Below are 26533 nucleotides of genomic sequence, written 5' to 3'. Positions count from 1 at the left end.
ATGTGGGGCAGAAATGCTTCACATCTTCATATTTTTTCTTCCGCTTTGGCGAGGATCGTTTCATGAACTTTGAGCACCTGCGGCAGTACCAGCTGGATATCATCATTGGTAATAACGTAGTCGCATAACCGCATTTTGATCGTATCACTGATCTGGTTATCCATTCTTTTCAAAACTTCTTCCCTGCTGATATTGTCCCTTTGCATCACCCGGTGAATACGCAGGTGCAGGGGAGCGCTAACGCCGATTACAAGATCAAGTTGTGCCTGTGCTCCTGATTCAAAAATCAGGGCAGCTTCTTTTAACGCGTAAGGAGAGGATTGTTGCTTCATCCAGGTTTCGCCATCGAGGATGGTAACCGGATGGACGAGCTCGTTAAGTTCCCGGAGTTTCTGTTTGTCCCTGAAAACAATACCGGCAATAAAAGACCGGTTAAGTTTATTCCCGGAGTAGGCTTCATTGCCAAATGTTTTTTTGATGGAATCAATGAGTCCGGGGTCGGACTCCATCAGTCGTTTAGCGGCGGTATCAGCGTTATAAACAGGGATGCCAAGGTTTGCGAAAACCCTGGCAACAATAGATTTACCACTACCGATACCGCCTGTAATGCCTACTCTGAGCATTTATTTTTTGTCAGCAACAGCTGCTGCAGATTTGTTGATGTTCTGTGTCCACTCGAGGGAGATAGCAGATTTTTCAATTTTCATGTAGCTGCCCGGACTGGTTTCCAGGTTGATGGTACCATCTTCATTAACCTTGTTTACGATACCATGGATACCGGCGATGGTAACGATCTTATCTCCTTTTTGCATGTTTTCCTGGAACTGCTTGGCCATTTTGGCTTTTTTGGCCTGGGGACGGATCATGAACAACCAGAATACGAGGATCATACCACCCAGGAGAACTAATTGAAACGTAGCACCCGAACCACCGGCTGCCTGCAGGAAAAATAAATTGGTCATTGTTTGTTATTTGATATGCTAAAATAATTGATAAACTGGTTTACTTCTTCTTCTCCACTTCTACCTTAAAATTAAGGTTATGGTCCATGCTGTTTTTAGTGTTGGCCCTTACATGGATTGTTTTGTTGTTTGTGCCGATCCTGCCGTTGCTGTCGAACGCACCTTTAATCACTCCTTCCTGGCCCGGCAGTATGGGTTCCTTGGGAGGTTCGGCCGCAGTGCAGCCACAGGTAGGTGTAACCGAAAAAATGACCAGGGGTTTATCACCACTGTTCCTGAACCGGAAAGCAACTTCAACTTTCTGGCCTTCATTTACCTTTCCGTAATCTTTGTCAGAATCCAGCCATTCAATACTGGTAAACTGGCTGCTGTCCACCATGTCAGACTGGTCGGGCACAGGCCCCGGGACAGCAGTGCTTTCCTGGCCGCCGGTGTTTTCCTTATTCTCACTATTTTGACAGGATACGATGGCTGCAGCCAGCACAAGAAAAAATAATTTGCGCATTTTCCGGATTTTATTTTTTGAAACTGATTTTATGCAATTGGTTGCCCTGGGCAAGATCCTTATGAATATTATCGAGGATACCATTTACAAACTGTCCGCTTTGTGGCGTGCTGTATTCCTTCGCCAGGTCTATATATTCGTTGATGGTAACCTTGGGCGGGATGGTCTCAAAATACAGGAATTCACAAACACCCATTTGCATGAGTATCATATCCAGGGTTGCGATCCTGTCCGGATCCCAGTTCTTTAATTTGGGCTTGATCATGTCAAGGGTGATTTCTTTTTTCTCCAGAACAGTTTTCAGCAAGCCTTTGGCGAATTCCCATTTTTCGGGGCTCAGGATCTCCTGGAAATTGTAGGTGCCGGGTTTGTTCAGATAATTCTGTACCAGCAGGTTGATCATTTCGCAATCATCGTCCCAGTTGTTGAAGTTTTCCTCCATGTGACTGGTGAATGCCTCATTGGTGATCATCAGGTTGGAGTAGATGAAGTCAATGATAGCTTTCTCCGCTTTCGAATCCCTGCTTTGTTCAGTGATATAGGTTTTGTATTCGCTGGTATCAACCAGTTGGTGATATATTTTACGGACCAGTTCCTTATCTGAGTACCTGTCTATATTGTCTTCCCTGATAGCTTTCTGGAGGGAAAGGTCTTCCATGATTTTCCAGAGCAGGTTGTTGCCGGCAATCTTGGTATTTACTTCCAGGTCTTCTGCTGAAGGCAGGTGTTTATTGGCACGGTTGCGGGAATCTGTTTCAGCATATCGCAAAATTTCTGTCAGGAAATGGATGACAGAAACCAGCAGCTGGCGGGTAAGGTCAAATTGTTTCTGTAAAAGTTTTACGGGTTCTCCGGGTGGGGTGGACTGTTCCAATGCGTCCAGAGCATAAAGGGTTTGCATTACTTTAACCCGGATAATTCGTCTGCTGATCATACCTGCAAGAGCTTTGTTGAGCCGGCAAATCTACAGGATTTAGGGGCAGTGACCAAACTCTGCCTGTTATAATTAAGAAGGTATTGGCAGGTGTGGGGCAGGGAGTTTATTTTTTCCTGATGCCCAGGATGGTAACCAGTTCCAGGCCTGTTCCGGAATAGCCCGTATTTCTCTTTCCTGTTTTATTGAACCTGACCAGTACATCCTGGTTTTGGCTATGAAAGGGTTCAGGAAGGTTTGCAGCTTCAAAGCTGCTGCCATCGGTAAGCACCAGAACCCATGCAGCCGCGTCGCATGCAGGGCCGCAGGCATAACGCCATGTCTGGATACTGGCGGTTTTTTCCTCCGTAACCTGGAGGGGAACTTCATTTGATTTGCTGCAGGATAACAGCAAAATGGCAGTCATTGCCGTAAGTATGTATTTCATGGTATGGATCGGATAGGCCTCAAACATACAAAACGACTGCCGAAGATGCAATAGGGCTGAAAAATTGACACGGAATTGACGGGATCGTCAGTGGAATTTTCTGCAGTAGAGCAGGAAATCAGCCGGCAAACTGCAAAATTGACCTTAAAACAGGTCAAATGCTGAATTGGCATATAATTCGTTTAGTTTTGCTCGCCTTTGGGGGCGATTGCTCCAAAATCATTACTCACTTAATAAAAACCAAATAAAATGGCTAAGAAGTTGAACATTACTCCTTTGCATGACAGGGTGGTTGTTAAACCAGCCCCTGCTGAAGAGAAGACCGCAGGCGGGATCATTATCCCCGACACTGCCAAAGAAAAACCCCAGCGTGGCACTATCGTTGCCGCGGGTACCGGAAAAAAGGATGAGCCAATGACAGTAAAAGTTGGCGATACTGTTCTGTATGGTAAATATGCAGGTACAGAATTGCAGGTGGAAGGCGGTGATTACCTTATCATGCGCGAAAGTGATATCCTGGCAATCGTTTAACAATTAATCAAAACAATTAAGACTTATACCATGGCAAAGCAAATATTCTTCGATATTGATGCTAGAAACAAGATGAAAAAGGGTGTTGATACCCTCGCCAATGCGGTGAAAGTTACCCTCGGACCCAAGGGTCGTAACGTGGTAATTGAAAAGAAATTCGGTGCACCCCAGGTTACCAAAGACGGTGTGACCGTTGCTAAGGAGATTGAACTGGAAGATCCCATTGAGAACATGGGTGCCCAGATGGTAAAAGAAGTTGCCAGCAAAACTGCTGACGTAGCAGGTGATGGTACCACTACTGCAACCGTTCTGGCCCAGGCCATTATCACAGAAGGCCTGAAAAACGTAGCTGCAGGTGCAAATCCGATGGACCTGAAGCGTGGTATTGACAAGGCTGTTGAAAAAGTAATCGCAGCACTGAAAGAGCAGAGCCAGACAGTAGGTAACGATTCCAAGAAAATAGAGGCCGTTGCTACAATTTCTGCCAACAACGATCCGGCAATCGGTAAGTTGATCGCTGAAGCGATGGCGAAAGTTGGCAAGGATGGTGTGATCACTGTGGAAGAGGCAAAAGGTACCGATACAACTGTAGAAGTGGTAGAAGGTATGCAGTTTGACCGTGGTTATATCTCTCCTTACTTTGTAACCAACAGCGAGAAAATGGAGGCTGAGCTGCAGAATCCGTTTATCCTGATCTACGACAAGAAGATCAGTGCCATGAAGGATATCCTGCATATCCTTGAGAAAGTTGCCCAGGGTGGCCGTCCACTGGTAATCATTGCTGAAGACCTCGAAGGAGAAGCACTGGCAACACTGGTGGTAAACAAACTGCGTGGTACGCTGAAAGTGGCTGCTGTAAAAGCTCCCGGCTTTGGTGACCGTCGCAAGGAAATGCTGCAGGACATTGCCATCCTGACCAAGGGTGTGGTGATCTCCGAAGAGCAGGGTTTCAAACTGGAGAATGCAGACCTGAGTTATCTCGGACAGGCATCTTCCATCACCATTGACAAAGACAATACCGTTATCGTAGGTGGTAAGGGTAAGAAAGAAGATATCACTGCACGTATCAACCAGATCAAAGCGCAGATTGAATCAACTACTTCCGATTACGATCGTGAGAAGTTGCAGGAGCGTTTGGCCAAATTGAGTGGTGGTGTGGCCGTACTCAATATTGGTGCTGCTACTGAAGTGGAAATGAAGGAGAAGAAAGACCGCGTTGACGATGCCCTGCATGCTACACGTGCAGCAGTAGAAGAAGGTATCGTTCCTGGTGGTGGTACTGCGTTCATCCGTGCGATCAGTGCACTGGACGGTTTCCGCAGCAGCAATGAAGACGAGAAACTGGGTGCCCAGATTGTACGCCGTGCGTTGGAAGCCCCCATCCGCACCATTGTGGAGAATGCCGGACTGGAAGGAAGTGTTATCGTGAACAGGATCCGCGAAGGCAAGGGTGACTTCGGTTTCAATGCCCGCACGGAGAATTTCGAGAACCTCCTGAAGGCAGGTGTAATCGATCCTACCAAAGTAGGTCGTGTTGCCCTTGAGCATGCAGCTTCTATTGCCGGAATGTTGCTGACCACCGAATGTGTGATCGCCGACAAGCCTAAGAAAGAAGACGCGCCTGCTATGCCGGGTGGCGGAATGGGTGATATGGGATATTGATATAAAAGAGGATTATATAGAGCGGCCTTTTCTGCAAAAGCAGGGAAGGCCGTTTCTTTGTGGGAAAGTCGAAGTTAAAACGCTGAATCATGTACTATTTATAATGTTGATATCTAAGCAATTGTGCAGGTATTTAATATATTTTTTGTGGTGGTTTTAGCGAAAACAAAATTGTTTATGCACAGTATTTTAATTTCTCAGGAAAAGATATATTTTTGACTCAGATACACAGTGAAATATTAAGCCTTTTCCTTTATCCCTTAAAAGCCTCCACCTGATTCTCCATTATCCCTTCTGAATTTCCTCTCTGGTTGGCCTATTGAAACACAAAAAGAAAGGGAGAAATGAATTCAAATTTTACGTACCGCTATGTAGTGAGATGCCTATGGGTCTGTTGGCTATCCCTACTATTTACTGCTGCATCAGCACAAGTGACTGAAACCTGGGGAACCTGGGAACAATGGCCGATGAATAACCAGCTCTATCCGAGAAATGCATCAAACAAGGGCACTGTTAGATTCAAAGGGACATTTAACACAACTGTTAGCAATCCAAGTTTAATTGTTTACAAAGACCTTAATGCCGATGGTGATTATAATGATTCGGGGGAAACACTGGAAACAATTGCAATTAACACGACTCCAATTACAAATGGTTCAGCATTTGATTTTACCTATAACATCGATGCCGGATTATTCAGCTATGCATTTATTCTGAGAAAGGGATTTGATTATTTAAAAACAATTACAAATGTAGTGGCCGGGGACATCTTTATCGTCCAGGGGCAATCCAATGCCGAAGCCAAAAAGCGGCCTGAAAATCCCGGTACTTCTGATACTGCAAAAAATAGAAAGTTTATCCGCTCCTACGACCGCTATAAACTGGCTACTCCTGAAAGCTATGTTTATTCCTGGGGAGAAGGAAAGGGCGATGCAGCCTGGAATATCCAGTATAATGTTGGCCAGTGGGCCATGCGCCTGGCAGGCCAGATCGTTGATACTTATGGGGTTCCTGTTTGTATACTGAATGGTTCGCATTATGCGGAGGATATCACCTATTTCATGCGGGATGACCAGAATCCGACCAATCTGAATACAAATTACGGCAGATTATTGCACAGGGTTCAGTCTGCAGGATTGACCAACCAGATTAAGGCAATATTCTGGTACCAGGGAGAAAACGATGCATTTGAGCCTGGTATGACAAAATCATTATACCTCTCACACCTAAACAAAATGTGGACTGACTGGAAAACTGACTTTCCTTCCGCTCAGTATCTCTACATGTTCCAGATCCGTTCCGGTTGTGCAGCCACTCCATATATGGCCGCCATGATAGAGCAGGCAGAATTGGAATATGTGAAAGCCAATCCCGGTTTTGCAAGACTGATTTCAACAACCAATTTGCCCCAGCTGGAGGAATTCTCATTCCCACCACCTCCTGGTAGTACCGGATACAGCTATTGTCATTTTGGTTATGATAATGGGTATAAACTGCTGGGAGAAAGAGCCTTCCACCTTGTCAGGACGGATTTATACGGGCAACCTGAACTGCCTAATACTACTGCACCGGATCCAAATTATATTGAATTTACAAGGATAGCGGTCAGTGGTGCGGGAGCCGGACTTGCCGATCAGGTTACTTTGTATTTTTCCAAATCAACGGATGTTTACAGTCTGGTTGGTTCTTCAACTGCAAACAGGGCAAATTTTGAGTTACATGGATCCGGTGGAGGTTATAATATTACCAACCTGGCCCTCGTTGACAATAGAATTATTCTGGATTATACTCCTGCTGTTGGTACCACAACTAATCCAACTTCCATTTCATATTATGACCATTATGGTTCTACGGCATCCCCTGCAATTGTAAATGGAAATGGCATTGGGATGATGTTGTTTGACCAGGTTGGAATCGGGTTGGGCGCTTTACCTGTTGATCCGCTTAAGTTAAGGGTTCGCCAAACCGGTGCTGCAAACGAAATCACTTTTGAAGTTGATAATAACACTGAATTTTATGAATTCGAAGTAGAACGCAGTGATGACGGCAGGTCATTTTCGAATATTAAATCCATTTATTCAAACGGGAATGCCGGAGTAGTTACGTATAAGTTTATTGATAACAAGCCGAATGTGGTAAAGAATTTTTACCGTATCAGGGCTATTGACAATAACAGTCGTGAAATTACCAGCCATGTCGTTGTGGTTCTAAACAGGCAAAGTAAGACGCCTGGAATGAACATCTTCCCGAATCCTGTTACCAATAGTGCCAATATGCAGGTTACCCTGAAAGAAGGTGGTTTGGCGAATATCCAGATTATTGACCTTGCAGGACGGGTGGTGTCGCAAAGCAAACTACAACTGCAAAAAGGTGCTAATTCATTTTCTGCGGGAGAATTGCTTGATGTAAAACCCGGTGTCTATTTTGTCAGAATTCAAACAGGATATGAAGTGTACCAGTCCAAAGTGATTAAAAAATAATCTGAGCTTTTATAAAAAAGAAAACGGCTGCCTTTTGGGGCAGCCGTTTTCTTTTTTATAATTAGTATCCGGTTGATCAGAGTTTCTGAATCTTTCTGGTAACCATCGGTGCGTCTTCAAATTTCACATATACAATATAAGTGCCTGCCTTTAAATCGGAAATGTTATAACTTTTTATCAGGCTGGTGGAATTCTTCACCAGTTTGTCCTGGTAAACCACTACACCACTCATATCATAAATATTCACCGATCCCTGACCAGTAACATTATCGTCCAGTCTTAGCGTGAAGGTGGACCTGGTCGGGTTTGGATAGGTGCTCATAACTGTAACTGCATCATTACTGTTCCTGGAGGCAACAGTAACCGTCAATTGTTTTTTACTGCTTGCTCCATCATTGTCAACTGCAATTACCTGGTAAATATAAACGGCGCCTGGTTTCAGTTTACTAACTGTAGTGGCAGCAGCATTGGGGTTACTTATGACAGCGTTGGCAGGACCATTTACCAGTTTCCACTGATATTTCAGGATCTGGCCATCTGTATCATATGAGTTACTTGCATCAAGCCGCACGGTATCGTACTGCGCGTCTACCATGATGGTGTCGGGCAGAACAATTATTGGCGCTGCGTTCGGTGGTTCCGGAGCCGCAATTACTTCAATGATATGAGTGGCTGTGCCAGTTAATCCGTCATTGTCTGTTACTATCAACTGGAAATTATAAGTACCTGGTTTCAGGTTGGATACCGTGGTTGAATCAGCAGTTGAATCAGCAATTGTTGCAGCAGACGGACCGCTTTCCTGAATCCAGCTGTAAGTTGAAATCACGCCATCAGGGTCGTATGATCCTTTTCCTGTCAGGATACCGGCGGTGCCTTCAACAACCGTTTGTTTGCCACTGGTTACGGCTATAGGAGCCTGTTTAACTGATGCCAGTGCCGGATAAACAATTACAGATACAGTGGCTGAAGCAGTTGCCCCGCTGTTGTCCCAAACCTGGAGCTTAAAGCAGTACGTTCCCTCCTTCAGCTTGTACACTGTTATGTTGGGGTACATGGTGCTGGAAAAAGTAACAGTGGATGGGCCGCAGGTTTGGGTCCATTTATAGGACTTGATGCTCCCATCAGGATCAAAAGAAGCAGCACCGCTTAATGATACTGAACTAGTTGGGAGCCTGATTGATTTATTTGAACCCGCGTTGGCAACGGGTGCTTTATTAGTGGTGGATGTGGCGGCAGCATTTACCGTAATGGAAACGGTCGCAGAACCACTGGCGCCGTCATTGTCGGTAACAGTGAGCCGAAAGCTGTAGATTCCCTGGATGAGATTTGATGCTGTAGCTGTTGCATATGTGGCATTGGTAAGTGTTGCTGTATTAGGACCGGATACCTGGGTCCACCTATACGATGCAATTGTTCCATCAGAATCGGTTGAGGCACTTCCTGTCAAGGAGACACTGTTCGATGGAAGTGTTATCGTCTTTGCGCTGCCTGCATTGGCCACAGGTGCCTGGTTGGTAGCAGTGGCGTCGGCATTTACAGTCACGGAAACTGTTGCTGATGAACTGGCTCCGCTATTGTCGGTAACCGTAAGACGAAAGCTATAGGTTCCCTGAATAAGATTTGATGCGGTAGTCGTTACAGAAGTGGCATTGGTAAGTGTTGCCGTATTGGGACCGGATACCTGTGACCACCTGTAGGATGCAATTGTTCCATCCGAATCGGTAGAGCCACTTCCGCTTAATGAAACACTGTTTGTGGGAAGTGTAATAGTTTTGGCACTACCTGCATCGGCCGAAGGTGCCTGATTTGTGGTGGTGGCAGCATTGACGGTAACGGAAACCGTTGCTGTACCGGTTGCACCAAGATTATCGGTTACAGTTAACCGGTAGGTATAGGTACCCTGGATTAATCCACCTACTGTCAGATTTACCGTGGAAGCATTTGTCAATGTCGAACTGCTGGGCCCGGAAGTTTGAGTCCAGCGGTATGCGGTAATACTGCCATCTGGGTCATTTGAACCTGATGCACTTAGGGATGTACTGTTGGTTGGGAGCGTTACTGTTTTGTTGGTACCGGCATTGGCGACTGGAGCCTGATTGCCCGCAGAAGTGTTTTGCACAACTGTAACGGAAACATCATCAGTGGCCGTAGCGCCATTATTATCTGTTACAGTCAGCCTGAAAACATAAGTCCCCGCCAGGAGTCCTGAAGCCGTGGCAGTAGAACTGGAGCCATTTGTCAGAACCGCAGCAGAAGGACCTGAAACCTGGGACCATTTGTAAGATGCGATGGTTCCATCGCTGTCAGCAGATTTACTGCCATTAAGAGTAGCTGAATTGGTTGGTAGTGTAATAACCAGGTCACTTCCGGCATTTGATGTGGGTGCCTGGTTGACATCTGTTGGGGGCGGTGTTGAACCTGCGGGCGTTACATCCATATTTTCATAGGTGGCCGCTGATGTGCCGTAAAAAACAGAATCTACATAAAATACCCTTTTGGTTGCAGTACTGGCAGGATTCCAGGTGCCTGACCATGGCCACTTGTAAATTCCAATATTGGGATAGGGATAGATGGCGGTGGAATTACTGTAGTTGGTCGTTCCGGTAAAAGTATACAGTAGAACATCGTTACGCCATACTTTGATGGAGCCGTCTGTTCCCTGTGATTCATCAAAATAGAAAACCCAATCTTCCCATACATCATAGTTGATGGGTGCAATATTTGTGTAGGTAACTCCCGATGAATTCCTCCTGGCAATTCTCCAGGTACCGCTTTTTAATTCCAGTGCACAAACGGGAGAGCCAACATTGCTGTGTAATTGAAAGCGAATCTCTTCTGCCGGATCCGATGCATTGGTGGCAGCTGGGCTGAACATGCTGAATGCATACCACCTGAGATTAGCATTCTGTGCTGTTTTTGTTGATCCGTAATTATAATATTTTTCTGCTCGCTTGCTTCCGCTTCCGTCTGTGGGGGATGGGTCTGTTTTGTTTAGTTCAATCCTTAAAGCCGTTTTGCCAAATCGTTTGATTGATGTTTCCGCCTGGAAACTAACGGAACAACATTCTTTGGTGCCCTGGAATCCCGTTTCCGGGTTGCTGTCGCTCATGGAAAAGGCCCGCCAGGTCTGCGCGTTTCCAAAAAAGGGGAGCATCAGCATTAATACAGCTACTAATGTTTTCATGGTGCTTGGATTTTTAAATAATCGCCTCAATTCATTTTTGCAGGATTGACCTGCTTCAACAGTTAAAAATCAACCGGTGTAACCGGATTCGGATTAAACCATGCTTCTGCCTGAAGTTTTAGGTTATTTATATCAGAATTTTTTGAAATATTTGATATATCAAGGGGTTATGGGCATAATAATATCGCAATGCATGCGTTTGTTGCCCGCCAGGCTATTTGCTGAAACGGCATTACCGCCATTACTGGCTCCTGATAATTTCCGGTTAGCATTACTGACCGATAAACCAAAATTCTGATAATGAAAATGCATCGAATGGATGCGTGAAGGAGGAGGGTAGTGGGAGGAATTGATATACTGTATAGCAGATCGCCTTCTTACAGTATTTGACATTCCTATCCCAGGGTTGGGTACAGATTTGTTCATACAACATTGGATTTAATACGGATCAAAACATACAAGTTCCATGCCAAAACAGGAAAATGTTTTCAAGGGTAATCCACAGGGTTTTCAACAATCCATAAACGTAATTAATGTTCAAGTTGATATATAGGACTTTTAAATTCTTCACCAGGTTATCATTTCATATTAAAATAATTCTTGAATCCTTTCGTTCTGATGTTGTTTTTCCTGGTAAAAAAACTGAGTAGGGCTGGGAGCTTTACGATTATTTAATTAACCGGGGATTTCGTATTTCATTAATTGATAATTATATTTGTTCGTTGGGGATTTTGTTTCAGCCCCTTCATTAAAAAAACCATTAACCCTTGACAATCAGGTGCTTATGAAAATTTGAATTTTCGTACACTTTTGTTTTGCCATTCTTATTGATTCGTTTTACAGAATTCTGGCACCCGAAGGTCATCAATGACTGATTATGAAAATAAAATTAATTGCTTTTACCTGTGGTGTTTATGCATGTATTATGCTGGCATCCTGTGCAAGCCCTGAAAAAGCAAGATATTTCAATGGATTGCCAGACACAGAGTTCAGGAATCTGGCCATGAGTTTTGATCCTGTTATCAGAAAGGGTGATGTCCTGAGTATTTCCGTAAGCAGCCTGAACCCCGAAGCCAGTGCAATTTTCAATTCTCCCATTACAAGTGTACCCAGTACCAATATTGTTGCCAGTATTGAACAGGTATCCGGTTATCTCGTAAACCAGGAGGGCAATATTACCTTTCCGGTTATTGGTGATGTTAATGTTTTGGGACTTACCAAAAAACAGGTGACTGATACAATCCGGGCTGAAATACTGCGAAAAAAATTACTGGTTGATCCCATCGTAATTACACGAATTATGAATTTCAGGGTTACAGTTTTGGGCGAAGTCGGAAGGCCTGGTGTGGTCACTGTGCCCAATGAAAAAATTTCTATTCTGGAAGCCGTCGGCTTTGCTGGTGACCTTACCCTTTATGCGAAAAGGGATAACGTAATGGTGATACGGGAAGAAGAAGGGAAAAAAATCATCAGGCACCTCAATCTGAATTCCGATGAAATTTTCAGGTCTCCGTTTTATTATCTGAAATCAAATGATGTGGTATATGTGGAATCAAACCGGGCTAAGGTTAAAAGTACCAGCAGGGGAGACCAGTTGTTGCCTATTCTTATAAGCAGCCTGACTTTCGCCGCAATAGTTGTGGACAGGATCCTGCGATAATTTACCCCATTACAAAACAATTTATATGGTCACAGATCAGAAACAGAATATGCCCAATTCCCGCAAAGATGATGCATTTGTGAAGGCTATTATCCAGAAATACGCTCCGTATTGGCCGGTATTCATATTGCTTGGTGCACTTTGTCTTGCATTGGCCTATATGTATGGGCAATGGGCTGAAAAAAGCTATGAAGTAAAAGCAAGGATCCTTATTAAGGATGAACAGAAAGGGATTGATGAGTCGAAAATGATAGAAGCCCTCGATGTATTCAAGGCCAATACTATTGTGGAAAATGAAATTGAAGTTATACAATCCAGAACGCTGATCAGAAAGGTTGTGAAGAACCTTTACCTGTATGCGCCGATCTTCAGGCATGAGCAATCCAGGAAAGTATCAGCTTTTCAAACGGCACCCTTCAGGATACAGGCTGCAATGCCTGAAAAAATTACTGACCAGGATAATATTACAGCCGTGTTTGATGAAAATACCCGGCAATTGACTATACAGGGTAAAAATTATCCGTTGAACCAGGTTGTAAAAACACCCTGGGGTGAATTAAGTTTTCTGAGTAATACCAGCTATGTTTCCAAGCCCGGGCAACATACCTATAGTTTTTCATTAATAGATATCAGGAAAGTTGAAGAAGGATTGGCTAAAAGCCTCCATGTAAATCCTGTAAACCGACTTGCATCGGTAGTGGAAATAAGTCTCAATGATAGCGAACCGGAACGTGGAAAGCAGATCATAAATGAATTAATCAGGTTATATGTTCAGGCGGAAATCGAGGAGAAGAACCTTCTTGCTGGGAATATTCTTGCATCTGTTGAAAACCGGCTTCAATATGTATCTGGTCAGCTGGATTCTGTTGAAAATGCTATCGAGCGATACCGGTCAACGGCAGGTATAGTCGATATCAGTGCGCAGGGTAAACTCTACCTTGAAAATGTTGGCCAGTACGACAGGCAGATCCAGGATGTGAATATTAAAATGGCTGTTCTGGATGAAGTGGAAAAATATGTCAGTTCAAAGCAGATCGGAAGCGGTATGATACCTTCTGCATTGGGGGTTGATGATCCAAGCCTTAGCCAGATGCTTGACAGATTGAATGATGCCCAGTTCCAGTATGACAAACTGAAAAAAACTACCGGGGAAAACAGTCCTATTTTGAGTTCCTTATCTGAACAGATTGCCACGCTCAGACCTACCATTTCCGAAATGATCCAGAACCAGCGGACTTCTTTGGCCATCAACCGGAATAAACTGGAAAGTACCGGCAACCGTTACATGTCTATGCTGAGTACTATTCCGCACAAGGAAAAACAGCTTATTGAAATCAGCCGCCAGCAATCCATCAAAAACCAGATATATTCTTTCCTGCTTCAAAGACGTGAGGAAGCGGCATTGTCTTATGCCACAACCAATCCCGACTCAAGGATCATTGACCTGGCTGAAGCTTCTGTAAAGGCTGTCAGCCCCAAAAAGTTATTTATTTATGCGGGAAGCCTTATCGGGGCTTTTCTGTTGGGTTTGCTCTTCGTAGAGTATCGCGAAGGCATGAATAAGAATGTGCTTTTCAGGAAGGAAATAGAAGCAATTACAAGCATACCCGTTATTGGTGAGGTTTTCCAGAATCGTAAATCAAATTTACAGGTGTTTGAAAAAGGTGCCAGTGGCAAGGTAGCTGAACAGTTCCGGTCAATCCGAAACCAGTTGTTTTACAATAATGGCTCACAAAACGATAAAATTATATTTATCACTTCCTTTGTAAAAAAGGAAGGTAAGGCCTTTGTCGGGCTAAACCTGGCAAGCAGTATGGCGCTAGCGGGGAAAAAGGTACTCATCGTTGACCTTGACAGCAACAAACAGACTATTACGAATCATTTTTCCCTGCAAGGAAAAAAGGGATATACAGACCTGATCAGTTCCAGGCTTTCTGTACAGGATACGGTTTACCGGTCTGCTGAAAATGCACAACTATATATTATGCCATTTGGCACATCATCTGAGAATTCTGATTTGTTTCCTGATCACCAGTTTGTAGAAAATCTTTTTGCTGATTTGAGGAACAGTTTTGATGGAGTTATTTTCTGTTCAGGGCCGTTGAGCCGAAACGCAAATGACAGGAGAATTGCAACTTATTGCGATAAGAGCCTGTTGGTAGTCCGTCATGGTGTTACACCTAAGACAGCTCTGGTCGCATTTGCGAACCGGCAGGATGCGAATGGCCTGAATTCTCCTGCCATTGTATTCAATGGCATCGGGAAACGTGGATTTGCGGTGAAAGGGTATGGTGACGGTCTGGGATATGGCTATGACCTTAATTCTGATTAGTATTGAAGTACACCCTATATGTTGTGCATGTGCGCATACTTGATATTGTGCTTGGTACCTGAAATGTGACTGAGGCGGCGTAGCCGTATGTGTTATTACTGAAACCACAAAATGATGAAGCAGTTATCTGGGGTCATACGGAATTATTTTATCAAAGGCAGCGAGCGCTCACTGACCGTAAAAAGAAATGTACTTTACTCATTCCTTATCAAAGGACTTAGTGTATTGGTCGGATTTGTAATCGTTCCGATTACCATCGGATATATCAATAAGGTTCAATATGGCATGTGGCTGACGCTTAGTTCAATAATCGGTTGGTTCAGTTTTATGGATATTGGTTTAGGGAACGGGCTCAGAAATAAACTCGCCACTGCCATAGCCCTTGATGATTATGATAACGCAAAAAAATACGTCAGCACAACGTATGTATTAGTGATGGCAATTGCTGTTCTTGCCGCGCTGATTTTTAGTTTTATAAATCCCCATATTAACTGGAATAAAGTCTTGAATGTGAATGAACCTGGGCTGAACCTTGGCTTTATTGTTCAATGGCTGTTTTACCTGTTCTGTGTTCAGTTTATTGTACAGTTAATCAATGTGGTACTTACCGCCCGGCAGGAATCTGCCAGCGTTTCATTCATTTTATTTCTCGGACAAATGGGTTCTGCTACGGCAATTTTTCTATTGTCCAGGTTCACTGAAGGTTCCCTCTTTTATCTTGTCCTGGTATTAACAGGACTCCCTCCTCTGGTTCTTCTGATTGCAGGCTTCTTTCTCTATTCAGGCAGGTTGAAGGCAATAGCGCCATCCTTTAAATATATTGACCTTTCCAATGCCAGACAACTCCTCGGGCTGGGAGGTTTTTTCTTCGTTATTCAACTGGGTGTTATTGTATTGTACCAAACCAGCAATATCATAATTACACAATTGATGGGACCCGAAGAGGTCACAACATTCAATATCGCGTATAAACTGTTTTCAGTTGTAACCATTTTGCTCACTATTGCGATCACCCCATTCTGGAGTGCATTTACCGATGCCTACGCAAAAGATGATTTTGTATGGATCAGAAGTGTAGTTAAAAAAATAAGGAAGTTCTGGATGATTGTCAGTTTGGGGGCAGCCATGCTTTTACTGATCTCCCCGGTTGTGTACAAACTATGGATTGGTGATGCGGTATCTATACCATTTAGTTTATCGATGGTGGTTTTTTTTAATGTACTGGGCAACGCATGGGTTGCGTCGCATTGTTATTTTCTGAATGGGGTTGGAAAAATCAGGCTGCAATTGGTTATGTATCTCATTTGCATAGTGGTAAATATCCCACTGTCGATTTTTCTTGGCAGGATATGGGGCATTCAGGGTGTCGTTATGAGTAATATACTGATCCATCTGCTGATGTCGGTCGTGTTTTATATTCAGACTGAAAAAATTATTAATAAAAATGCCACAGGCATCTGGAATAAATGAATAATCACCCGGAAACCATAGCATTTCAGAAATTACCCCCTATTGAGCGGATTTACCAGGTTGTTTTTATGATCTGGCTAATCGGAATTTCGGGCTCACCTTTATTGATAGCCAATGCCTCTGTATTTGTTATCGGGTTAACCCTTTATGCATTACTTGGAATCCGTTTTCTTAAAATAAACCTGCTGCATTTCTCTAAATATGCTTTAGTCTTTCTGGTCATTCTGGTTATGCAATATTTATATTTCGGCTCCTATTACGGGGGAACCGCTGTATATGTATTCCTCAACTTTTTCCAGGCTATCATGGCGGTGGCCATAATGTCTACTGGTTTTTTTCATGTGTATCAGAAGGTTTTGAAAGTGATTGCCATTATCAGTCTGGTTTTGTTTGTTCCGATTTTATTTTTTCCTTCTTTCCTGAATATTATATTGGCTGTATCCCCTGTAAAGTTTACATTGATAAACAGGGTATATGATTTTGACCAGGTAGCGCAGAACATTATTGTAATGAACTTTAATTCCACCTTTGAGGGATTGCGCAGAAACAGCGGACCCTTTTGGGAACCCACTGTATATGGCGCTTTCCTTTTAATTGGCCTTATTCATAATTCTTTCCAGGCTGGAACAGTGTTTAATAAAAGAGGCTTATTGTATCTGGGGGCCATTGTTACCACTTTTTCTACCACCACTTATCTTGCTGCTTCCCTTTTCATATTCGCATATTATATTCTCCTTTACCGTGATCCCATTTTACGTGTAATGTCCCTGGTAGTTTTTATGGGCGTGTTTTTATATGGGTATTCTGAACTTGATTTTCTTGGCGAGAAAATTGAAAAGGAGGTTAAGAACGTTGAATTTGACGCAATTTTCCTGTCTGGTAATACCAGGTTGTCCAGTGCCTACCTGGATATTAAGGAATTGCCCGAAAAACCATTTTACCTGTTATTCGGAAGGGGGGCACATTCCCAAAACAGGGTAGCTACCTGGGATAAATCTGTCTTTCGCATTAATGGGGTTACCGATCAGTTAGCCAGGTGGGGTATACCCTTTTTCCTGTTTTTCTTTTTCGGGGTAAAACGATCCTTTGGTAAAATGGCTGGGTTTTACAATATAAATCCGGTCCTTTCCTGGGTTGCCTTTTTTAGTCTCATCATTTTATCATTCAGCGAAGTGTTTTTCAACTTTGCTTTCTTTATTTGCTTTTTCCTTTTCCAGGTTGCATACAAACATTACAGTGAACCAGAACAGGAACCACCTTCACCTGCCTTGCTGGCGTGAACTTGAATTAATATTGAAGGAAATGAACAGAAACAGTGTTTTTTACGTCGGGTACAGTGGCTTCCCAATCGGATTAGCCCAGGTTGAACGGCAGAAGCAGATTTCACGCGGGCTGATTCATGCAGGTTGCCATGTAACTGTAATTTGCAGGAAGGGTGTTCACGAGGCAGGAAAACAAAACCTGCCCGCGACCGGGAAGTTTGAAAATATTGACTATGTCTATACTTCTGGTTCTGCTTTCCGGCCTGACTCATTCCTTCGAAGAAACTGGGAAAAACTGCTGGGCTTATTCCGGGAGGCAGGGTTTATTTTCGGACAAAAGAGAAAGGCTAATGTCCATGCTTTATTGGTTACGACCCTCAAGTTTTCAGAGGTGCTCTGGTATCGTATTTTGGGCAGCCTGGCTGGTTTACCTGTCATAATAGATACAGTTGAGTACAACGCTTCCATGGATATCCCAAAGGGAATCTTAAAAAAGTTGGATGAAGGATTGTACGATAAGTATTCTGCCGGGTTGGCAAACAGGGTCATTGTTATTAGTGATTTCCTGCATGACATGGTGAGAAAAAGGTATCTGCATAAGCAACTTTTAAAAATTCCGGCTATTGTTGATTTCAGCAAATTTGAAGGCCCGCTGAAGACATGTTCACCCTACTTCCTTTATTGTGCCAGTGCCAATTACCTGGAAATAATTGAATTTGTTATCAGGTCATATGAACAGTCGCAAGTAAACCAGGCAGAACTCTACCTTGTTTGCAATGGACCTGAACAACAGATGAATAAACTCAGGAAAATTATAAAGGACTCTCCCAATTCCAGCCAGATCAAATTGTTTTCTGCTTTACCGTACCAGGAACTTGTTGACCTGTACCGAAATAGTTATGCATTGCTTATCCCACTTCGTAATACCCAGCAGGATATAGCAAGATTTCCGCATAAACTGGGCGAATATTGTGCCGCTGCCAGGGCAATTGTTACGACAGATTTTGGTGAGGTAAGGTCATATTTTAAAAATGGATATAATGCATATATAGCAGACAGGTATGAGGTCACTGCCTTCGCCGAAAAGATGAAAGAGGCCTTCGACCATCCGGAGTTAACTGAAGAGATCAGTAAAAGAGCATATTTGACCGGGAAAGAAAATTTTGACAACCTGGTACTTGGTGAGAAAATTGCCGGATTTATTTTTCAGGGAAAGGCCGATTGGGTAAATAATGTAGCGTGAAAATTGAGGCGTAGTGTTATGAAAACTATCAGTAAAGGAACAGGCTTGTGGATCGGCCCCTCATTCAAAAGTAAGGGGGGGGTGGCCAGTGTAATTGAAACATATTTCACTATGGATTATTTTGCACGGGCCAATATCCATTTCCTGGCATCCATGGAGGACGGGAATAAATGGGGGAAATTCAGGCTGTTTTTTCTTTCATTAATGTTTTTCCTGCGCCACATCCGATCCTGGAGAATGGTCCATGTTCATATGAGTTCCCAGGCCAGTTTCTGGCGAAAGTCGGTATTCATCGTTTTGGCTGCTTTGTTCCGGATTCCGGTCATCATTCACCTCCACAGTTCCTCTTTTCCTGGTTTTTATTTTGGATCAGGTATATTTTCTAAAGCATTTATACGTTATGTTTTTAGGAAAGCTTCGAAAATTCTGGTATTATCAGCTCCGATGATGGAACTGGTAACTGAATTTGGTTTGATGGAGCGGAGTTGTATTTTTCCGAACCCTGTTATCACAAAGCCGGTTGGTCAGGCAAAAAGGAAAGAGAATACGCTGCTTTTTATTGGCCGGATTACCCGGGAAAAAGGGATTTTTGAACTGGTCAGGGCTATTGGGCTGGTCAGGAAATCCATACCGGGAGTGATGGTTTGGGTAGCCGGAACAGGCCAGGAAGATCTGATGCGGGCAGAGGTCCGGCAATTGGGGCTGGAAGACCATTTCCAATTCCTTGGGTGGATCAGCGGGGAAGAAAAAACTGAATTGCTGGGGGAAGCAACAGTTATGGTGTCACCATCTTATGGAGAAGGGCAGTCCATTTCCATACTGGAAAGTATGATGGCTGGTCTTCCGGTAATTTGCACTTCGGTTGGTGGAAATGAATTCCTGCTTGGAAATCCACCGGCAGGTGTTATTGTTCCGGCACGTGAGGTGGATCCATTGGCAGATGCTATCGTCGGGCTGCTTGAGAATGAGTCAGCACGCACGGAACTGGCAAAATTGGGAAAGAATCGTATTGAACAGGGATTTAATTATTTCATAGTAGAGAATGAATTGAATAAGATTTATAATAGTTTACCCAATCATCAAAATAAGAAATTAGTAAAGATCTATGGCGAGTTATAAAGTGAAGTACATGGCAATCCCGGTTGGGGTTTCGTGGTTTTCAGCAAGTCAGTCGGCAATTGACCACCTACTGCCAAATGTTTATTACCATGTAAAGGAATCCGGTGGAAAACAAATCATCGGTCAGAAAGAAATTTCGCGGACACTGGAAATTGACTTGACGCAAGCAGAGGAAACTCTTCATGCTGCTTTTTTGAAATCCTACCGACAACAGATTCGGCAGGCAGAAGAGGAAGGTGTAACCTGCTATTTTAAAGATGATGAAATTGGCTTTTTTGCTGAATTTTTCAACCAGTTTGCCCGGAACAAAAAAATACATACGGTTACCCCTGAGAGATTGACAGAAATGAAAAGGCATCTCAGGTTAAGCTTTGCATCTTATAATGGCGTGGTACTGGCAGCTCATAGTTATATTGTAGATAATGATCTGAAAATCGTCAGGGCTTTCCATTCAGCCACCCGAAGACTGGAGGATTCAGTTGAGAGAAACAGGGTTGGCAAGGCAAATAAATTACTGCATTATAAAGATATGCTGGAGTTCAAGCGTCAAGGTTATGAAATTTATGATTTTGGCGGAATTGCAATGGATAGCGACAATCCGGAACTAAAGGGCATCAATGATTTTAAGCTTGGTTTTGGTGGCAAGGTGGTTGATTGCGATAATTTTTACAGTTATGGATATGTGCTGTTAAGAAAACTTTCCCGCATTTTTAAGTTAACCAGTGAAACGAGTGAGTAATTTTTTATGTGGTTATGAATTTTATTGAGAAATTATTAGATAAGCTCTATTATAAGCAGTGGAGTATCGGTATTGGAACTCTTACCCCGGAGGAATTTATCCGGGAAAAAAGATCCGATTTTGGTATTCAATGGCTTGACCTGGGAAAAGAAATGAGATTCCTGGCTGATCCTTTTTTTGCGGCTGTTGGTGAGGATGGAACAATATCCATACTCGCAGAAGATTTCAGGCCTGAATTTGATTACGGATTGTTGTCGCAGATCAGGATTCAACGGGATTTTAAGAATCCGGATATCAAGGTTATCCTGGATACAGGAACCCATCTTTCCTATCCATTTTTGATACAGGATGGTGGGCAAACCTATATGATTCCAGAATCTGGTGCGGGTGGAACAGTACCCTGCTACTTATTCGATATGGAGAGACAGGAGACACGGTTCGTGCAAAACCTGCTGGAGCAGCCTTATATTGATCCTACCATTATCAGGAAAGACGGAAAATACTGGTTGTTCGCAACAAAAGCCGCCCCCTATGCAAATAGTCAGTTATGTCTTTTTTATGCGGATAATTTGCTAGGACCTTATACCGAACATCCCGGCAACCCGATTGTCACCGGTTTAAAAGGTTCAAGGCCGGCAGGAAATATTTTTGAAGTGGATGGTAACTTATACCGGCCTGCCCAGGATTGCTCCCGGTATTATGGTGGTGCGATGGTTATTAAAAAGATCGGCTGTATAAATGAACAGGAATATTCAGAAACCGATTACATGGAAGTTTTACCAAAAAAAGACTCCAAATATGATTTTGGAATCCATACCATTAATTTTTCAAACGGGTATGTGTTAGTGGATGGTTTACGCAGAATACTGGCACCGATTGAAAAAAGTATGCACATGGTTACCAAAAGATTTAAGTAAAGTGAAACAATGAAACCCCATGCTGTTTAATTCTATTGAATTCGTAATTTTCTTTATAATAGTAACTTCTCTGTATTTTGCGTTGGAGCATAAATACAGGTGGTTCCTGCTGCTGGCGGCCAGTTGTTATTTTTACATGGCTTTCGTGCCGGTATATATTCTGATTCTAGGGTTTACGATTGTGATTGATTATTATGCAGGCATTCTCATTGAACAATCGGAAGGAAAAAAACGGAAGTCCTGGCTTATCGTAAGCCTGATAGCCAACATAGGAGTGCTGGCAGTTTTCAAGTACTATAATTTCCTGAACGACAACCTGACATTTTTATTAGGCCAGGCTGGTAAGGAAAATCCGGTACCTTATTTGTCGATCCTTTTGCCCATCGGCCTTTCCTTTCATACTTTCCAGGCGATGAGTTATACCATTGAAGTTTACAGGGGCCATCAGAAAGCCGAAAGAAACTTTGGTATCTATGCACTGTATGTAATGTTCTATCCCCAACTGGTTGCAGGCCCAATTGAAAGGCCGCAAAACCTGCTTTTCCAGTTTTATGCGAAACATAGTTTTGAAATTAACAGGGTGATCAGTGGACTTAAACTGATGCTCTGGGGATTTTTTAAAAAGCTGGTTGTGGCAGACAGACTCGCAACTTATGTTGATGCAGCCTATAATTATCCCGAGAACCACAGCGGAATTACCCTGATTGTAGCAACTGTTTTTTTCGCATTCCAGATCTATTGCGATTTTTCAGGTTATTCAGATATAGCCATCGGAGCTGCAAGGGTTATGGGATTTGACCTGATGAAAAACTTCAACCGGCCTTATTTTGCCTCCTCAATTTCAGAATTCTGGAAACGTTGGCATATTTCCCTGTCAACCTGGTTCAAGGATTACTTATATATATCACTTGGCGGCAATAGGGTTGCCGTGCCCAGAATGTATTTTAACCTGTTTATTGTTTTCCTCATAAGCGGGCTCTGGCATGGTGCAAACTGGACATATGTCATCTGGGGAGCCCTGAATGGATTCTACCTGGTGGCTGCTATTATGCGCGACCGGTTCATTGCAAAGTACAAGCTTGAAATACCTGGTTCCAAAGGGGCAGCGGGCAAATCTTTCAATATCCTGTTTACATTTGTACTCATTTGCTTTTCCTGGATATTTTTCCGGGCATCCAATGTGTCTGATGCTTTCCTGATTATTCGAAAAATGGCAAGTTTTGATGGGCCGCTTTATTCTACATATCCTACCATGTTCTTCTGCCTGCTGAGCATAATTATGTTACTCGCTGTTGAAGCCAAACAGGAATATTTCAAGGGGTCATTCAGTTTCATGAATAACCGTAACCCTGTTATCCGTTATTCAACCTATATTTTCCTGCTTTTGATGATCTTATTAATGGGAGTATTTGATGGCGGCCAGTTTATTTACTTCCAATTTTAAGAAACCTGAATACAATGAAATTCAATTCCTCTATAATGGTCTTGTTAAAAAAATTATTTATCCTGTTTTTTCTCCTGCTGGTCATTGATTTTGCAGCAGGGGCCGTATTAAAGTATTTTTTTTACCGGCAGAAAAGCGGGTTGGATTACCAGACAATATATTCGATGAAGAAATCCAGGGAAGATATCCTCTTTTTTGGGTCATCAAGGGCAAGCCATCACTATGTTCCTTCCGTATTTTCTGATGAATTCAACATGTCGGCTTATAATACAGGCAGAGACGGGAACTTTATCCTTTATGGCTATTCTGTGGCAAAATCCGTACTTGCCCGTCACACACCAAAACTCGCTGTTATAGATATAAGCAGGAAGGAGTTCCAGCGCAAGGAGGGGGGGTACGACTATCTTTCATCTTTGTTGCCATTTTATGAGGACAACAATGGCATCCGTGATATTTTAAACCAGCGCAGCCGTTTTGAAAGGGTGAAACTCTTTTCCCGAATTTATCCTTATAATAGTTTATTTCCAGTGATAGCATTGAATGTGGTGCGCGACAAGTCAAAATCTGCGAATATAAACGGCTTCATCCCATTATTCAGGTCCATTGACCGCCCAATGAAAACAATTGAAACAGAACCGGCTTATGAACTGGATACATTCCTGGTAGATGCTTTCAGGCAATACCTGAGGGCCTTTAAAGAAAAGGGTATTCCCGTTGCTGTGGTATGTTCCCCCTACTATGACAAGTATGTAATGAAAGATGCCACAATTGACAGTGTTAATGAAATTTGTAGCCAGGAAGCCATACCATTCCTCGATTATTCACAGGACCCCCGGTTCTCCGGCCACCAGTCCAAATTTGATGATTTCCACCACCTGAATGAAGAGGCTGCCAGGGAGTTTTCAAAAGTTTGTTCGGATAGTTTGAAAAAAATACTATTCTGATCCGGTCAACCCTACCTACCCAAAGCGTATGAAAATATTAATACTTGTTCCGGGCTTACCGTTAGATACCACAAAAATCAAGGGTGGTGTACATTCTGCGACCATCAACCTGTTGAACGGTTTTCTCCAGGAAAAGGCAACAGTCAGGCTACTGGCCTTTACCAATGAGGTTAAGGAACTAACAATTAAATCTCTGTCAGAAACTGTTGACATCTATTTTATCCCTGAAGGGAAGATGCCTTACCATGCGCTCAATTATCTTTTTTATTGCAGCAGGCAGGTTGAAAAGTATGTCAGGGAGTTTCAGCCGGATATCATTCATTTTGAATTGGGGGGGGCTTTTCTTTTATCATCTCTTTGCAGAATTGACCGGAGGAAAATGGTGCTGACAGTGCATGGGATTGCGCTGGGTGAGGCAAAAATATCTACCACATTGGGGCGTAAATGGATGAGCCTTTACAATGGGTACCTTGAAAGGATTCTCCTGCCCCGGCATGTGGTTCATCTTTCCCAGTATTCCCACCAACTGTTTAACAGCTGGTGGGGAGGGAAAGCCGAATACGCAATCATCCCCAATGCCATAAAAATGGATTACTTCGAAGTGCCTGCATTACAGGGCGTAAAGAACACCATATTGTACCTTGGGATTTTGTATGACAGGAAAAATATCCTGTTGCTCCTGCAGGCAATGGCCAGGTTGAAAAAAAACAATATTTTGTTCCGGCTGGAAGTGGTTGGCGGGTATCTGAATGAAGAATACCGGCAAACTGTTGAAAAGTTTATTCAGCACAACGGACTTGAAAAGGATATTCATTTCAACGGATGGTTATCTCAGCCGGAAGTAATCCGCAAACTTGAAGAGATAGATATCCTGGCCATTCCTTCCAGGCAGGAAACTCTGCCGATGGCTATTGCCGAGGCAATGGCGGCCGGAAGGGTAGTGGTTGGGACGGATGTAGGAGGTATTCCTGAAATGATCGATCATGGGCGAGATGGATTTGTTTTCCCAGAGTCCTCGGAGGATGACCTTTATAAAATTCTTGCACAGTTGCATGATAACCAGGACCTAATACTTAAAGTTGGAGCAGCGGCCAGGGAAAAAGCTCGCGTCACTTATCTTGCATCGGGAGTTGCCCGGAAAACCCTGGAATTTTACCAGAAAATCAGGCAGTCCGGATAAATAGTCGCTTTAAGGGGTGTCTAAGTAATTCCTCTTACAATAAAACAATGTAAAAAGCGTATTTATACGATAAAAACAGAAAACGCAAAGGAGTAACATGCTTTTTAATTCTATAGAATTTGTCATCTTCTTTATTGTAGTCACAGGATTATATTTCCTGCTGAACCACCGTTACAGATGGATGTTACTTCTGATCAGCAGTTGTTATTTCTATATGGCCTTTGTGCCGGTTTATATCCTCATCCTCGGATTTACCATCGTTATTGATTATTATGCGGGCATCCTGATTGAAGGTTCCACAGGGAAAAGGCGAAAATCCTGGCTGGTTGTTTCCCTGGTTGCCAATATCGGGGTCCTGGCCATTTTTAAATATTATAATTTCATCAACGATAACATTACTGCCTTACTTTACGGAGTTGGGCAGTCAAATCCTATTCCCTACCTAAACATCCTGTTGCCCATTGGATTGTCCTTTCACACTTTCCAGGCAATGAGTTATACCATAGAAGTGTACCGAGGCCATCAGAAAGCTGAAAGACATTTCGGGATTTATTCATTGTATGTGATGTTTTATCCCCAGTTGGTTGCCGGCCCGATTGAAAGGCCCCAGAACCTTTTGTTCCAGTTCTATAAGGAGCATAAGTTTGAATACACCAGGGTCATTTCCGGCCTCCAGCTGATGCTTTGGGGCTTCTTTAAGAAACTCGTAATCGCCGACAGGCTGGCTGTTTATGTTGATTCCATTTATAATAACGCCGAACATCATAATGGCCCAACTTTAATCGTTGCTACCATATTTTTCGCATTCCAGATTTACTGTGACTTTTCAGGTTATTCCGACATTGCTATTGGTTCAGCCAAAGTAATGGGCTTTGACCTGATGACCAATTTCAAAAGACCTTATTTTTCTTCCAGCATATCAGAGTTCTGGAGCAGGTGGCATATATCCCTGTCTACCTGGTTCAGGGATTACCTCTATATCTCTTTGGGGGGTAACAGGGTTTCCGTTCCGCGCTGGTATTTTAATCTGTTTATTGTTTTCCTGATCAGCGGTTTGTGGCATGGAGCAAACTGGACCTATATTATTTGGGGCGCTTTAAATGGCTTGTATCTTGTTTTTGCACTTGTACGAGCCAGGTATATCGATACTTTCTTTCAAAAAAATATCAATCTCCCATCGCCCCTGGTAAAGAGTGTAAATATAATGGTGACTTTTGCCCTGATTTGTTTTTCATGGATATTTTTCCGTGCAGCATCTTTTCAGGACGCATCATTGATTATCACAAAAATGATAACAACCGGCGGGTCTGTTTTTGTGAGTAATGCATTCCTTTTCCTTTATTGTATACTGGCAATTATATTATTAATCGGAATAGAGCTTCGTCAGGAATTGAAAGGGCAGATATTGTTTTTTAAGAGCGACCGCCTGATCCTGAGAAACCTCTCTTATATTTTTCTAATTCTGCTGATACTTCTAATCGGTGTTTTCGATGGAGGTCAGTTCATATATTTTCAATTCTGATAAATGGATCTTATTT

At 43.0% G+C, this 26533-nt stretch carries 21 protein-coding genes; 15 read left to right on the top strand and 6 right to left on the bottom strand.

The genetic code is table 11. The annotated features are described in order from the left end of the window. Positions 1 to 26: 26 nt before the first annotated feature. The 5 genes from coaE to BC349_RS03210 form a co-directional block, all read right to left on the bottom strand. The gene (coaE, locus tag BC349_RS03230) at positions 27 to 623 is read right to left on the bottom strand and encodes a dephospho-CoA kinase (protein ID WP_187255296.1); all 597 of its coding nucleotides are present in this window, start codon (positions 621 to 623) and stop codon (positions 27 to 29) included. Beyond that, complete coding sequence (yajC, locus tag BC349_RS03225; RefSeq protein WP_187255295.1) at positions 624 to 962, bottom strand: preprotein translocase subunit YajC; 339 nt, start codon at positions 960 to 962, stop codon at positions 624 to 626. Positions 963 to 1002: 40 nt separating this feature from the next. Then, positions 1003 to 1467: a DUF1573 domain-containing protein gene (locus BC349_RS03220; protein WP_187255294.1), complete on the bottom strand. Its 465-nt coding sequence runs from the start codon at positions 1465 to 1467 to the stop codon at positions 1003 to 1005. A 10-nt stretch (positions 1468 to 1477) separates the two neighbouring features. Then, positions 1478 to 2401 (bottom strand): transcription antitermination factor NusB, encoded by a 924-nt coding sequence (gene nusB / locus BC349_RS03215; protein WP_187255293.1) that lies wholly within the window; start codon positions 2399 to 2401, stop codon positions 1478 to 1480. A 106-nt stretch (positions 2402 to 2507) separates the two neighbouring features. Further along, the gene (locus BC349_RS03210; RefSeq protein ID WP_187255292.1) at positions 2508 to 2855 is read right to left on the bottom strand and encodes a hypothetical protein; all 348 of its coding nucleotides are present in this window, start codon (positions 2853 to 2855) and stop codon (positions 2508 to 2510) included. Between the two features lie 222 nt (positions 2856 to 3077). Between BC349_RS03210 and BC349_RS03205 the strand changes: the two genes are divergently transcribed. The 3 genes from BC349_RS03205 to BC349_RS03195 all read left to right on the top strand — a co-directional run bounded on the left by BC349_RS03205 (position 3078) and on the right by BC349_RS03195 (position 7501). Beyond that, positions 3078 to 3359 carry a co-chaperone GroES gene (locus BC349_RS03205; protein WP_187255291.1) on the top strand — a complete coding sequence of 94 codons (282 nt, stop codon included), beginning with the start codon at positions 3078 to 3080 and terminating at the stop codon, positions 3357 to 3359. A gap of 30 nt (positions 3360 to 3389) precedes the next feature. Then, entirely contained in the window at positions 3390 to 5021 is a 1632-nt protein-coding gene (gene groL, locus BC349_RS03200) for a chaperonin GroEL (protein ID WP_187255290.1), read from the top strand. 431 nt (positions 5022 to 5452) lie between these two features. Then, positions 5453 to 7501 (top strand): T9SS type A sorting domain-containing protein, encoded by a 2049-nt coding sequence (locus BC349_RS03195; RefSeq protein WP_187255289.1) that lies wholly within the window; start codon positions 5453 to 5455, stop codon positions 7499 to 7501. A gap of 76 nt (positions 7502 to 7577) precedes the next feature. On the opposite strand, the gene BC349_RS03190 is transcribed toward BC349_RS03195, so the two are convergent. Beyond that, entirely contained in the window at positions 7578 to 10685 is a 3108-nt protein-coding gene (locus BC349_RS03190) for a PKD domain-containing protein (RefSeq protein ID WP_187255288.1), read from the bottom strand. Between the two features lie 877 nt (positions 10686 to 11562). Between BC349_RS03190 and BC349_RS03185 the strand changes: the two genes are divergently transcribed. The 12 genes from BC349_RS03185 (at position 11563) to BC349_RS03130 (ending at position 26517) form a co-directional block, all read left to right on the top strand. Beyond that, on the top strand, positions 11563 to 12345 hold the full coding sequence (locus tag BC349_RS03185; protein ID WP_222840057.1) for a polysaccharide biosynthesis/export family protein: 783 nt from the start codon (positions 11563 to 11565) through the stop codon (positions 12343 to 12345). A 25-nt stretch (positions 12346 to 12370) separates the two neighbouring features. After that, the gene (locus BC349_RS03180; RefSeq protein ID WP_187255287.1) at positions 12371 to 14677 is read left to right on the top strand and encodes a GumC family protein; all 2307 of its coding nucleotides are present in this window, start codon (positions 12371 to 12373) and stop codon (positions 14675 to 14677) included. A 114-nt stretch (positions 14678 to 14791) separates the two neighbouring features. Beyond that, entirely contained in the window at positions 14792 to 16147 is a 1356-nt protein-coding gene (locus BC349_RS03175; protein WP_187255286.1) for a lipopolysaccharide biosynthesis protein, read from the top strand. Next, complete coding sequence (locus BC349_RS03170) at positions 16144 to 17427, top strand: hypothetical protein (protein ID WP_187255285.1); 1284 nt, start codon at positions 16144 to 16146, stop codon at positions 17425 to 17427. Before BC349_RS03175 ends, BC349_RS03170 begins: the two co-directional genes overlap by 4 nt. A gap of 22 nt (positions 17428 to 17449) precedes the next feature. Continuing rightward, on the top strand, positions 17450 to 18652 hold the full coding sequence (locus BC349_RS03165) for a glycosyltransferase family 4 protein (RefSeq protein WP_187255284.1): 1203 nt from the start codon (positions 17450 to 17452) through the stop codon (positions 18650 to 18652). Positions 18653 to 18670: 18 nt separating this feature from the next. Further along, complete coding sequence (locus tag BC349_RS03160; RefSeq protein WP_187255283.1) at positions 18671 to 19771, top strand: glycosyltransferase family 4 protein; 1101 nt, start codon at positions 18671 to 18673, stop codon at positions 19769 to 19771. Then, complete coding sequence (locus BC349_RS03155; protein ID WP_187255282.1) at positions 19758 to 20510, top strand: peptidoglycan bridge formation glycyltransferase FemA/FemB family protein; 753 nt, start codon at positions 19758 to 19760, stop codon at positions 20508 to 20510. Before BC349_RS03160 ends, BC349_RS03155 begins: the two co-directional genes overlap by 14 nt. Before the next feature lie 14 nt (positions 20511 to 20524). Further along, the gene (locus BC349_RS03150) at positions 20525 to 21427 is read left to right on the top strand and encodes a glucosamine inositolphosphorylceramide transferase family protein (RefSeq protein WP_187255281.1); all 903 of its coding nucleotides are present in this window, start codon (positions 20525 to 20527) and stop codon (positions 21425 to 21427) included. Positions 21428 to 21446: 19 nt separating this feature from the next. Further along, positions 21447 to 22871, top strand: coding sequence for an MBOAT family O-acyltransferase (locus BC349_RS03145; protein ID WP_187255280.1), 1425 nt, complete (start codon positions 21447 to 21449; stop codon positions 22869 to 22871). A gap of 14 nt (positions 22872 to 22885) precedes the next feature. Further along, positions 22886 to 23815, top strand: a complete 930-nt coding sequence (locus tag BC349_RS03140; RefSeq protein ID WP_187255279.1) for a hypothetical protein — start codon at positions 22886 to 22888, stop codon at positions 23813 to 23815. Positions 23816 to 23843: 28 nt separating this feature from the next. Further along, complete coding sequence (locus BC349_RS03135; RefSeq protein WP_187255278.1) at positions 23844 to 24995, top strand: glycosyltransferase family 4 protein; 1152 nt, start codon at positions 23844 to 23846, stop codon at positions 24993 to 24995. Between the two features lie 97 nt (positions 24996 to 25092). Further along, positions 25093 to 26517 (top strand): MBOAT family O-acyltransferase, encoded by a 1425-nt coding sequence (locus tag BC349_RS03130; protein ID WP_187255277.1) that lies wholly within the window; start codon positions 25093 to 25095, stop codon positions 26515 to 26517. The last annotated feature ends 16 nt before the right edge of the window (positions 26518 to 26533 follow it).

Origin of the sequence: Flavihumibacter stibioxidans, from assembly GCF_014332695.1 — a bacterium.
GTDB lineage: Bacteria > Bacteroidota > Bacteroidia > Chitinophagales > Chitinophagaceae > Flavihumibacter > Flavihumibacter stibioxidans.
This window is presented reverse-complemented; position numbering and strand designations above follow the sequence as displayed.